Source organism: Prevotella sp. tc2-28, from assembly GCF_900107705.1.
Lineage (GTDB): Bacteria > Bacteroidota > Bacteroidia > Bacteroidales > Bacteroidaceae > Prevotella.
Window position 1 is genome coordinate 37,795 of the sequence record NZ_FNRE01000008.1, and the last position, 12,532, is coordinate 50,326.

At 52.1% G+C, this 12,532-nt stretch carries 7 protein-coding genes and 1 pseudogene; 5 read left to right on the forward strand and 3 right to left on the reverse strand.

The window, feature by feature from the left end; translation table 11 throughout:
• Positions 1 to 53 precede the first annotated feature (53 nt).
• Entirely contained in the window at positions 54 to 1,352 is a 1,299-nt protein-coding gene (locus tag BLU47_RS08380; RefSeq protein WP_091961125.1) for an MATE family efflux transporter, read from the reverse strand.
• Positions 1,353 to 1,431: 79 nt separating this feature from the next.
• Here BLU47_RS08380 and BLU47_RS08385 point away from each other — a divergent pair, with 79 nt between their 5' ends.
• The 4 genes from BLU47_RS08385 (at position 1,432) to BLU47_RS08400 (ending at position 9,088) form a co-directional block, all read left to right on the forward strand.
• Complete coding sequence (locus BLU47_RS08385) at positions 1,432 to 2,022, forward strand: hypothetical protein (RefSeq protein ID WP_091961128.1); 591 nt, start codon at positions 1,432 to 1,434, stop codon at positions 2,020 to 2,022.
• Complete coding sequence (locus tag BLU47_RS08390; RefSeq protein WP_091961131.1) at positions 2,019 to 4,079, forward strand: acetate--CoA ligase family protein; 2,061 nt, start codon at positions 2,019 to 2,021, stop codon at positions 4,077 to 4,079. Before BLU47_RS08385 ends, BLU47_RS08390 begins: the two co-directional genes overlap by 4 nt.
• Before the next feature lie 76 nt (positions 4,080 to 4,155).
• A complete protein-coding gene (locus tag BLU47_RS08395) occupies positions 4,156 to 6,597 on the forward strand; it encodes a glycoside hydrolase family 94 protein (protein WP_091961133.1) in 2,442 nt (813 codons plus the stop codon).
• Positions 6,598 to 6,625: 28 nt separating this feature from the next.
• Positions 6,626 to 9,088 (forward strand): beta-L-arabinofuranosidase domain-containing protein, encoded by a 2,463-nt coding sequence (locus BLU47_RS08400; protein WP_176780510.1) that lies wholly within the window; start codon positions 6,626 to 6,628, stop codon positions 9,086 to 9,088.
• Positions 9,089 to 9,198: 110 nt separating this feature from the next.
• Here the strand turns inward: BLU47_RS08400 and BLU47_RS08405 are convergent, their stop codons facing one another.
• A complete protein-coding gene (locus BLU47_RS08405) occupies positions 9,199 to 10,239 on the reverse strand; it encodes an IS110 family transposase (protein WP_091961140.1) in 1,041 nt (346 codons plus the stop codon).
• Between the two features lie 584 nt (positions 10,240 to 10,823).
• Here BLU47_RS08405 and BLU47_RS15150 point away from each other — a divergent pair.
• Positions 10,824 to 11,009, forward strand: a pseudogene (locus BLU47_RS15150) (hypothetical protein); the annotation flags it as partial.
• Here BLU47_RS15150 and BLU47_RS08410 read toward each other — a convergent pair.
• Positions 10,963 to 12,276 (reverse strand): ATP-binding protein, encoded by a 1,314-nt coding sequence (locus tag BLU47_RS08410; RefSeq protein WP_091961143.1) that lies wholly within the window; start codon positions 12,274 to 12,276, stop codon positions 10,963 to 10,965. The pseudogene BLU47_RS15150 and the gene BLU47_RS08410 sit on opposite strands and share 47 nt — an antisense overlap.
• Positions 12,277 to 12,532 lie beyond the last annotated feature (256 nt).

Sequence of the window (12,532 nt, forward strand, 5' to 3'; positions counted from 1 at the left end):
TCTGACATATTATCTTTCTCTTTTTGATGATTTCTGCTGCAAAGGTACGACAACTATTTCGCAACTCGGTTGCAAAAGAGGTAGGTCTGCACCAATCCACGCATCAACAGGTACATCAGCATGGCTATCCACAGTCCATGATTTCCATAGCGTGGCATCAGAATATATACACAAGCGAAAAAGACGAGGGCAGCAATGACTGACGACTGGAGCATTCCCCGTGTCTGGGTGATTCCGACAAAGACACCGTCCCAGATGAAAGCCAGCATACCTGCTACCGGAACCAGCCAGGCCCATCCCACATACCGGTAAGAAGCCTCCACCACCATTGGTTCATCGGTCAGCAGGCGGAGGAAAGGCTGTCCACCCAAGACATAGACGATGGTGAACAATGCCGTCACTCCGACTCCCCACCCTAATAGTCTTCTGACTATCCCCGAGAAAGCCTCCTTGTTTCCTGCTCCCCAATAGCGTCCACCCAGGGCTTCTCCGGCATAGGCAAAGCCGTCCATGAAATAGGAGAACAGCAGATAGAGTTGCATCAGCAAGGTATTGATGGCCAACACGACAGCCCCCTGACGGGCACCGGCGGCAGTAAAATACAGATTAACGGCTACCAGGAAGATGGTGCGCAGAAAGATATCGCGATTGACGCGCAGAAAGGGGGTAATGGGCAACAGGCGAGTCTTTAGCGACAACCGACGACCTCGCCACAGCCTTCGGTAGTAGCGCCAAAGGAGAAAGACACCCGTAACCAATCCCGCATACTGGGCAATGACCGTGCCCAGGGCTACACCGGCTATCTTCATGCCCAGCCCATAGACCAGGAACAACGATACGAGGATGTTCACCACGTTCTGCAACATACTTACCAACATAGGCAGGCGTGTGTTCTGCATACCGATAAACCAGCCCGTCAGGGTAAACAGGCCCAGCGAGGCAGGAGCACCCCATACCACCATATAGAAATAGGTAGCTGCCAACGGGCGCACATCGGACGTTGGTCCTATCATTTCCAGCATCAGTTCACCAATAGGCCATTGCAGGAGGATGAGAAGGAAGGCAACCGTCAGCGACACCGTTGCCGAGCGCTCCAGCAGACTGACCACCTCCGTCAAATCCCTACGCCCCCGGGCTTGTGCTGTCATGCCGCTGGTTCCCATCCTGAGGAATCCAAACACCCAATAGACCAGATTGAATATCATCGACCCTACGGCCACAGCACCGATATAGGCTGCTGCTCCCATGTGTCCGACAATGGCAGAGTCAATCAATCCCAACAACGGTACGGTGATATTCGTAACGATAGCCGGCAGGGCTATCTTTAATATGTCAAGGTCATTTTTATTCATTTTCTAAGCAAAGATAATGATAATTACAGAAAAAAGCACTATCTTTGCAGAAACTTTAATACTATTAAACATTATTGCTATGCAACTGAAAGAGCACAAATCAGCCTTGGCCACACTGGCCACATTAGGTATCACTGCGATAGCCGCAGGAGCTACTGCCGTCGTTAAGATCAGGAAAAAGCGCAAGCAACGTCTTCAGCAGGAAGCAAAGGAAGAGGCAAGCGATGGACATCTGACTGCCGACCAGATGATGGTCTATAACGAAGCCGTACGCGCCTTTATCACCATCAACGAACGCATCTACGAGTTGCGTAAGCACCGCAAAGAACTACAACCGCTCATCAAGTGGCTGGCTACCGACGGCGAGCGCCCTGCCATCACATTCGACCAGGAGGAACTGGAGGCGCTGGCCAATGAGATAGAGGTGTTCCTGACCACTCAGCAACCCTTTATCAACGCTTGTCTGAGCACCGTCAGCGACGAGGGTCTGACCTACGCCGATAGTGTGCATGCGCCTATTGACGGAACCTTCGACACCACCTTGGACGAGGAACCGACAGGCGCTGACGTCAAGGACGGCACCCCGGTCAGCTTCGTTCTGAAACTGGGTTATTTCTTCCCTGAGTCATCCATTGCCATTCATCCCGTTAAAGCCATCGTACTCGTATGATTAACCGAGAACTGTTAGACCCGCAGAGCATCGTTGTTATTGGTGGTTCCAACAATGTTCACAAGCCGGGAGGCGCTATTGTGCGCAACATTCTACAAGGGGGATATCAAGGTACGCTGCGCATTGTCAACCCCAAGGAAGACAGCGTACAGGGTATCAAGGTGTTTCATGATGCCAAGGAACTGCCTCCTACTGAGTTGGCGGTGTTGGTCATTCCTGCCAAGTTTTGTCCCGATACCGTTGAACTGCTGGCTCGCGACAAGCAGACACGTGCCTTCATCATCATCTCGGCAGGCTTCGGCGAAGAGACGAAGGAGGGTGGTGAGATGGAACAACGCATCCTGGACACTTGTGCAACCTACGGGGCAGCGCTGATTGGTCCTAACTGCATCGGGCTGCTCAACCGCAACCACCATTCCGTATTCACCCAGCCTATTCCTAAGTTGAACCCCAAGGGTGTCGACTTCGTCAGCGGCTCGGGTGCCACAGCGGTCTTCATCCTGGAGAGTGCCGTCATCAAGGGCTTACAGTTCAATAGCGTGTGGAGCATTGGCAACGGCAAGCAGATAGGTATTGAGGACGCGTTGCAATACATGGACGAACACTATAACCCTGAGACGGACTCGCCGGTCAAGTTGCTGTATATCGAGAACATCAGCAATCCCGACAAGCTGCTGTTCCACGCCTCGTCGCTCATCCGCAAGGGTTGTCGCATAGCAGCCATCAAGGCAGGCTCGTCGGAGAGTGGCAGTAGGGCAGCATCCAGTCACACGGGTGCCATTGCCAGCAGCGACTCGGCTGTCGAGGCTTTGTTCCGCAAGGCAGGCATTGTGCGTTGTCACAGTCGTGAAGAACTGACCACCGTCGGTTGCATCTTCACCCTTCCCCCGCTGACAGGCAAGCGCTTTGCCATCGTCACCCATGCGGGCGGTCCTGGCGTCATGCTGACCGATGCCTTGTCGAAAGGCGGGCTGGAGGTTCCGAAGTTGGAAGGTCCTGTTGCTGAAGAGCTGAAGACGAAGCTGTTCCCGGGTTCCAGCGTAGCCAATCCTATTGATATCCTGGCTACGGGTACGGCAGAGCAATTAGGAACGGTCATCGACTATTGCGAGCATCAGCTGGACGATATCGACGCCATTGCCGTCATCTACGGCACCCCGGGACTGACCACGCTCTACGAGGCTTACGAGGTGCTGCACCAGAAAATCACGGAGTGCAAGAAGCCTATCTTCCCCATCCTGCCCAGTCTGCACACCGCAGGTCCTGAGGTGGCTGAATTCCTCGCCAAGGGCCACGTCAACTTCAGCGATGAGGTGACGCTGGCTACTGCCCTCAGTCATATCATGAGCACGCCAGCCCCTGCGCCTCCCGAGGTGCAACTGTACGGCATTGACATTCCGCGACTGCACAAGACCATCATGGGTATCAAGGAAAACGGCTACCTGCCACCAGATACCGTCCGCGAACTTCTTTCCTGCGCGGGCATTCCCATCGTTCCGGAGATGGTGTCTTCGTCCAAGGACGAGCTCATCAACTTTGCCAGTCGCGTGGGCTATCCCGTAGTGGCGAAGGTTGTCGGTCCCGTCCACAAGAGTGATGTGGGCGGTGTGACGCTGAACATCCGCACGCCGGAACACCTGGCTTTGGAGTTCGACCGCATGATGCAGATAGAGGATGCCACGGGGGTGATGGTTCAGAAGATGCTGCGAGGCACGGAACTGTTCATCGGTGCCAAATACGAACAGCGCTTCGGTCACGTGGTGCTCTGTGGTCTGGGCGGCATCTTCGTCGAAATACTGAAGGATGTCCAGTCGGGCTTGGCGCCGCTGTCCTACAACGAGGCCTACTCCATGATCCACTCGCTGCGCGGCTATAAAATCATCAAGGGCACACGCGGACAGAAAGGACTCAACGAACAGAAATATGCCGAGATCATTGTGCGGCTGAGCACCTTGCTGCGCTTTGCCACCGAGATTAAGGAGATGGACATCAACCCGCTGCTGGCCGACGACAAGGATGTCGTTGCCGTTGATGCCCGCATACTGATAGAAAAATAGTAAATAGCCAAATGGTCAAATAGTAAATGGTCAAATAAATAGTAAATAGTAAATTGTCAAATAGTAAATTATAATCATGGAACAACAAAAACGATATGGTCACTTCGACGACGAACACCGTGAGTATGTGATTACCGACCCCAAAACACCGTGGCCCTGGATTAACTACCTGGGCAACGAGGACTTCTTCTCTCTCATCAGCAACACCGCCGGAGGCTATTCTTTCTACAAGGATGCCAAGTTCCGCCGCATCACACGCTATCGCTACAACAACGTGCCGATGGACAACGGAGGACGCTATTTCTACGTCAAGGACGGCGACACGGTGTGGAATCCGGGCTGGAAACCCTGCAAGACTCCGCTCGACTTCTACGAGTGCCGTCACGGCATGAGCTACACCCGCATCACGGGCCGCAAGAACGGTGTCGAGGCCAGCGTGCTCTTCTTCGTACCCTTGAAGAAATGGGCGGAGGTGCAGAAGCTCACGCTGACCAACCAGAGCCAGGAGGTGAAGCAGCTGAAACTCTTCTCCTTCGAGGAGTGGTGCCTGTGGAATGCCGCTACCGACATGGAGAATTTCCAGCGTAACTTCTCGACGGGCGAAGTGGAGATAGAGGGTTCTACCATCTATCACAAGACCGAATACCGCGAGCGCCGCAACCACTATGCGTTCTATCATGTGAATACTGATATCCAGGGCTACGACACCGACCGCGAGACCTTCGTAGGTCTCTACAACGAGTTTGCCAATCCCGATGCCGTCATGGAGGGCAAGCCGCGCAACTCGCATGCCCACGGCTGGAGTCCCATTGCCTCACATTATATCGAGGTGACCCTGCAACCCGGCGAGTCGAAGGACTTCATCTTCTTGCTGGGTTATATCGAGAATGCTCAGGAAGAGAAATTCGAGGCTCCGCAGGTCATCAACAAGCAGAAGGCGCACGCGCTCATCGCTGAGCTCGACACCACCGCCAAGGTGGACAAGGCTTTCGCCGAGCTCTGCCAGTACTGGGATGCCCTGCTGAATATCTATAAGGTGAAGACGGGCAACGACAAGCTGGACCGCATGGTGAACATCTGGAACCAGTACCAATGCATGGTCACCTTCAACTTCTCGCGCTCGGCATCGTTCTTCGAGAGTGGTGTCGGACGCGGCATGGGTTTCCGCGACTCCAACCAGGACCTCGTAGGCTTCGTCCATCAGATTCCGCCTCGTGCCCGCCAGCGCATCATCGACATCGCCTCGACACAGTTCCCCGACGGTGGCTGCTACCACCAGTACCAGCCCTTGACCAAGCGCGGCAACAACGACATCGGCGGCGGTTTCAACGACGACCCCTGCTGGCTCATCTTCGGTACCGTGGCGTATATCAAGGAGACGGGCGACTTCTCCATCCTCGACGAGATGGTGCCCTTCGACAATCAGCCGGGCTCTGAGGTGACGCTCTTCGAGCACCTCAAGATTTCGATGGACCACGTCATCAACAACCTCGGTCCGCACATGCTGCCGCTCATCGGACGTGCCGACTGGAACGACTGCCTGAACCTCAACTGCTTCTCGTGGGACCCCAACGAGTCGTTCCAGACTACCGAGAATGTCTCTGAGGGCACCAAGGCTGAGTCGCTGATGATTGCCGGCCTCTTCGTCGTTACCGGCAAAGAGTACATAAAACTTTGCGACAAAATCGCAAAGCACGATGAAGGGCAGCGCATGCAGAAAGCTGTGGATGCCATGATCGAGGCCGTGAAGAAGCACGGCTGGGACGGTGAGTGGTATCTGCGCGCCTACGATTTCTACGGTCGTAAGATTGGCTCCAACGAGTGCGACGAGGCCAAGATATTCATCGAGTCGCAAGGCTGGTGTACGATGGCTGAGATTGGTACCGAGGAAGGTATGGTGGCTAAGTCGCTCGACTCCTGCAAGAAGTACCTGGAGTGCGAACACGGCATGGTGCTCAACAACCCGGCCTTCTCGAAATACATCTACGAGTACGGCGAGATTTCCTCCTATCCCGAGGGTTACAAGGAGAATGCCGGCATCTTCTGCCACAACAACCCGTGGGTCATCATCGGCGAGTGTCTCGCCGGGCGCGGCAACGATGCCTGGAGCCACTATGCCAAGATCCTGCCCTCATACGTCGAGGAAAAATACCAGACGCTGCACAAGGTGGAGCCTTACGTCAACTGCCAGATGGTAGCCGGCAAGGATGCCTTCCGTCCCGGCGAGGGCAAGAACTCGTGGCTTACGGGTACAGCCGCCTGGATGTGGTACACCGTCTCGGAGTTCATCCTCGGCATCAAGCCCGACTACGACGGCATCCGCATAGACCCCTGTCTGCCCGAGACAGCCTGCGACTACACCGTCAGCCGCAAGTTCCGCGATGCCCAGTACGAGATAAACATCCACCCCAACGGACAGCAGAAGGGTGTCAAGCAGGTCATCGTCGACGGACAGCCCATCCAGGGCACCGTCATCCCCTACTCCGCCGGCAAGCATGTGGTGGAAGTCACGATGTAATAAGGACCTGCTCATAAAACAAGAATCAATGCGACGAATGTTATTCATGGCCATTATGGCCATGTACCAGTGTGTGTGTTCGCTGGCTGTCAACGTAAGCAAATACGATGCTGGCGGGGTGCCGGACATTCACCCGACGGGGTGGCTGCAGACCTTGCTGCAAAGACAGCACGACGGACTGACAGGGCACCCTGAGGCGCTGTCCTATCCCTATAATTCATGTCTGTGGGCGGGAGAGATTTCACGCTCTGACGAGAGTTATGGCGACAACTGGTGGCGCTATGAACAAACGGCATACTATACCGACGGTCTGCTGCGGCTGGGCTACGAGCTGAACGCCAGCGAGATGGTGAACAAGGCCATGGAGGGCATAGAATATACGCTGGCGAATGCTACCGATGCCGGTGTGCTGGGCAACAGATCGCTGACGGGCATCACATGGCCTATGTCGGTGTTCTTCCGCGTGCTGCAGGCGAAGTATGAGCATGATGGCGACCAGCGCATTCCGGCGGCTTTGGAGCGTCACTATCTGAACTTTACCGAAAAAGACCTGGCGGGAGGCATCGTTGGCGGACGGAATATCATGTCACTCGAAGGCATCTTGTGGACCTATGGCAAGACCGGCAACGAGCAACTGCTGAAGTTGGCCGAGGATGCGTGGGCCATACAGGATAAGTTTGCGGTCGACGAGACGGCTATCACCAGCAGCGAACCGTTCTATATGCACAGCGTGACCTTCTGCGAGATGCTGAAACTGCCGCTGCTGCTGTATGCCTATACGGGAAAGACGAAGTACCTGGACCTGGCCATCATGGCTGTGCGGAAACTGGAGCGTGAGTCAATGCTGCCAGACGGCGTACCGTCGAGCGCTGAGTTCCTCGTGGGAAACGATGTACATCATAGCCACGAGACCTGCGACGTGGTGGACCTGACATGGACCCTACACCACTACCTGGCTGTGACGGGCGAGGCAGAATGGGCTGACAAGATAGAGACGGCGGTGTACAACGCCGGACTGGGCTCTATCACCAAGGACTTCCACACGCTGCAGTATTTCTCGTCAATCAACCAGTTTATCGCTACTGGCTCGTCAAACCACAACATCTACAAACATGGCTCCACGTGGATGGCCTATCGTCCGACACACGAGACGGAATGCTGCGCAGGCAACGTCAACCGCATGCTGCCCAACATGGTGAGCCGCATGTGGATGAAAGACAGCGAGGGTGGCGCCGTGGCTACGATATACGGGCCCAGCGAGGCCACCTTCACCACGGCACAGGGCAACCTGACCATCGCCTGTGCTACGGAATATCCCTTCGACGAGGTGCTCACATTCACCGTCAGCGGACAGGACGGCGCATCCATACCGCTGACACTACGCATTCCGACATGGTGCCAGCATGCCTCGATGACCATCAACGGAACAGCTGCTGACGTGGAACTGAAGGCGGGCACCTTCGTCCGACTGCCCGAGAAGGTGAAGAAAGGCGATGTCGTAGTGCTGACGCTGCCGATGACCGTTGAGAAGAAACTGCTGGACGGACAGGGCATTTACTTCCAGCGCGGTCCGCTGCTCTTTGCCTATGCCATACCGCAGAAGATGGAGGAGGACACAAAGGTGTACGAGAACATGCACGGCAAGGTGTCGGAGAATCCTGACTTCAAAAGCTGGAACATCACGCCGACGGGAGACTTCAACTATGCCTACGATGATGACGGAGCACAGATACATGTGAACCGCCCGACGGTGGAGAAGCCCAGCGGTGCCATCCCGTTCGACGCGCAATACACACCGGTCAGGCTGCAAGTTCCCGTCAGACAGATAGAATGGGAACTGGAGGAGAACAACTTCACGCCGCATCTGCCCGAACAGGGACACTTGACATTGCTGGGCGGTGAACGGAAATACATAGAACTGGTGCCATACGGATGTACCGAACTGCGGCTGACGGTATTCCCTGACACAAAGGCCCAGCCAATGGAGCAATCCACACCTGACTACACCCGTCCGGCTGATGCCCCGGAATGCGTAAAGGTCGAAGACGGCCGCTACTGCGCCTACTTCGAACTGCCCCGCTTCTGCTGGGACGAGCCCGTTTGGTGCAAGGTGCGCAAGGCTGGCGACGACCATGTGAACCTGCATAGCAACATGGACGGAGACCCGTGCGTGATGGTAGGCACTACCGCCAACGGTCGCAAGATATGGAAATGGACAGGACCCGCCATCACGGAACCCTCACCAACGGAAATCATCTTCACCAACCACGACCTGCTGACGCAGATCATGCCTTTTGCCAATGGCGGCTACTATAACTATGAGCGCCTGATGTACAAGGCAGGACAGGCCACACCGACTAGTGTGAAGACGCTAAAGGCAGGCCATAGCGTCGACAGCTACTATGACCTGCAGGGCCGCCGCATCAATGGCAAGCCCACGCAGCGCGGCGTCTATATCAAGAACGGCAAGAAAGTGGTGGTCACGATGTAAACATACACAACGGTACTTATGGCACAAATAAGAGTGCACAGCGGAACCGCATTCTATGGTAAATTCCAAACATATTATGCGATTTAACTATATATTTAACATTTGAGTATCTATGCAGCTGATTTATTTATCTGATAGACATAATCAGGGTTGTATTTTATTCTGTCTCTAACCATTGCTACAAGGGCGTGCAGCATCTTGTTCTTGATATTATTGTGAATCAACAGAGGATGCTTGCCACGCTCTATGAGGCGTTGATAGTAGTTGTGTATATTGATATCTGACTTGATAGCTGCTAATGCTGCTTGTGAGAGTAGTGACTTAATCATCCTGTTGGCAAACGGACTGACTTTTGGCCTGCTATTGACACTGGTTCCTGATTGCCGTCCAAATGGCGCTATACCATAATAGCAAGCTATTTTGCGGGAATCCATATCAAACTTCTGGAAATTGTCCGTATAAACCATCAGGCACGTGGCATTCTGTACACCTATGCCTGGCATAGAAGTGATGATGTCAAAGATCTCCCTGAGTTCGTCATCAGCAGCAATAGTCTCTTTTATCTTCTGGTCGCATTTGTAAATGGCCTTGTTAATCTCCGTGATGAGATGCTTGCTAGTGAAGGACATGAATGCTCTCGCATCTGATTTCTCTTGTGTGAGCCGTTTCTCGTCTCTTCTGACGGTCAGTGCTACTTTTTGTCTTACAAGACTATGACGATATAGAAAAACCTCTCTTAAGCATGTCAACGAGCTACTCTGAGGCTTGTGAAGTCTAATCTTGTCATAGTTACGCATAGCATATTCTGCAATAACCATGGAGTCTGTTTTGTCATTCTTTGCCCGCAGAATACCTGCAGAGTGTTTGATCTTGTAGGCACACTCCAAGCACATATCGTAGCCAGAAGCATAGAGATAGTTGCTTAGACCAATACTGTAGGCACCAGTGTTCTCGCCACAGAAGATCCAGGTATCAATAGGTAGCCCCTCGGATTGGGCCTTCACCCACCTAACCAGACGACGGAAGCCCGATGTCTTGTTGTCAAACACTTCGTGCATACTTGGAGCACATTCCTTCAGTCCCTCCGCTTTAATGAGGGTCGCATCAAACTTTTCCTTCGAGAAATCGATGCCAATAAAGATTTTTTTCATACCTTTGTACCGTCTTTAATGAAGGAATTGGCCAATAGTTGTCTAGTCTTGGACTCTAAATAGGCTACAGTGCCGCTGGCATTCTATCTGGACTTTGCAACTAAACAGGAAGGACTTAGGCGGTTCATAGACTCTAAGGACTTTTGACCCCGTGATAGTTTCCCTTTCCTGTCGGCCTTTTCCTCCTTCTGACAACAAAGGTAAGGAATTGGCCGGTATTGAGCAAATTCTTCACTGATATTCTCTATCAGAATGCAAACTTAGAGTCCCCGTGTATGTTCCGAGTGCACAGCGGAACCGACCCTATTGTGCACTTTTTGTGCCACAGGGTGAGTGACAACTAATGTCTGATGGCTGATTGACGAGGTAGATAGCCTGTGTGCGAACAACTAAAGGGATTAACTATTTTTTGCACATAATAGTGGGGTGACGATTAGGTCAGTCCATTATTTTTTTTAATTTTGCGTCCGCAAAAAAAGGCCACACCGTGCCAGGCACGATGTGACGAATAACAAATAACAAATAACAAAATAACTTTTCCTTTCTTTATTCTTACACTTTACGAAAAATATCACTATCTTTTCCTCTCTGACATGGAGAATATAAATGCTGTGCTCATTAACGACGGTATGCCACAGGGAGAACGGCTGGTGAAACTCAATCAGATAGCTATCCAACAGATGCCGAACTGTCGTAATGATGCGTCATTGCTGATATATCATTTTAAATCCATTTCCAGAACCACTCAGCCAGAGGTGATGGACAACTGATCAACCCACCGTTTGACTGTAGATTAAGGAAAGAGAAGCGGATGCGGTGCAGAGGATGATATTTGTCGTTATACACACTCAGACTCCTCCCGCTGATGCAGTTTTCTGCTTTTACCTCAATAGGAATAATCTCGTCCTTCCACTGAATCAGCAGTTCCAGTTCAGCCTTACTATCAGGCGACCAATAATTTGGCATTTGATTGTTCATCATCGGCATTAGCGATTGCAACACAGCATTCTCTGCCATAGCGCCCTTGAATTCTGTATAGTTGGAACTCGAATCCATGATGGTACTGGCAGGCAGATGAGCAAGCTGACGCAACAGGCCACAATCGCAGGCATATACCTTAAAGGCATCTGGCTCTTCATAGGCCTTCAACGGCATGCCTGGCTTGGAAACGTTGTTGATGCGATAAATCATGCCTGCATCTTCTAACCATAGCAACGAATCCTCATAATCTTTGGAGCGAGCCCCCGTCTTGATAACCTTGAATATGAACTTACGGTTCTCTTTACCCAACTGTGAAGGCAAGGAGTGCCAGATGGCACGAATACGTGGAATTTCACGTGGTTCCGCATACTTGGCAAAATCAAGTTCGTACAAATCCAAAATGCCTTGTAGGACATCGTCCACAGATTGCATTCCTTGATTGTTGAGCATGGCAACAACAGCTTCAGGCATTCCTCCGCATATCATGTAACGGCGATATTCCAATTTCAGTTTGTTCAATATAATCTCAGGAAGATGGGCGGGCGATTCTATTCCTTCCACATATTCAAATGTCTGTTCATCACTGACGCGCAGAAATTCCCTGAACGAGACAGGATACATTCTCATGACCCGAACCTTGCCTACGGGAACAGTCATCCTGCGCCTTTTGACAGCCACCCCAAGCAATGAACCCGCAGCAATGATATGATATTGCGGGGCTTCCTCACAGAAATATTTGAGACTATTCAGAGCCTCCTCGCACTCCTGAATCTCGTCAAAAATAAGCAATGTCTTCCCTGCTATCAATGGAACATCACAATACAGAGCCAGTTCCTTGATAATGCGCTCAGGACTTTTTGAAACTTGAAAGACAGATTTTAGTTCTGGCTGTCGGTCGAAATCGAATCTGGCATATTGTTCAAAGCACTCCTTGCCAAAAGCTTCCATCACCCAGGTTTTCCCTATCTGACGAGCACCTTGTAACAGAATAGGCTTACGCTGTGGACTATCCTTCCACTGTTTAAAGTCTGCAATAATGTCTCTTCTTATATCCATACAAACACTTTTTACTGCCGATTTATGTGCGTTTATAACACTTTTCGGCACTTGTCGCTGCAAAGTTAAACATTATTTCTGAATATACAAATAAAAACCAGATAAAATGAGCAAGAATGTCAACGGAGTGTCACACGGTGCCAGGCACGGTGTGATAACAAACCCAAGCTGAGCCGCGAAGAGTTGGCCAACAAACGTGCGAAGGGCATCGCTAACCGACTGGCACTTGACGGGCAGACCACAACGAAGTTCGTAA

Coding starts and splice junctions, on each gene's coding strand:
- BLU47_RS08405 (WP_091961140.1), bottom strand. CDS start 10,239: ATGAAAAAAATCTTTATTGGCATCGATTTCTCGAAGGAAAAGTTTGAT.
- BLU47_RS08400 (WP_176780510.1), top strand. CDS start 6,626: ATGCGACGAATGTTATTCATGGCCATTATGGCCATGTACCAGTGTGTG.
- BLU47_RS08395 (WP_091961133.1), top strand. CDS start 4,156: ATGGAACAACAAAAACGATATGGTCACTTCGACGACGAACACCGTGAG.
- BLU47_RS08380 (WP_091961125.1), bottom strand. CDS start 1,352: ATGAATAAAAATGACCTTGACATATTAAAGATAGCCCTGCCGGCTATC.
- BLU47_RS08385 (WP_091961128.1), top strand. CDS start 1,432: ATGCAACTGAAAGAGCACAAATCAGCCTTGGCCACACTGGCCACATTA.
- BLU47_RS08410 (WP_091961143.1), bottom strand. CDS start 12,276: ATGGATATAAGAAGAGACATTATTGCAGACTTTAAACAGTGGAAGGAT.
- BLU47_RS08390 (WP_091961131.1), top strand. CDS start 2,019: ATGATTAACCGAGAACTGTTAGACCCGCAGAGCATCGTTGTTATTGGT.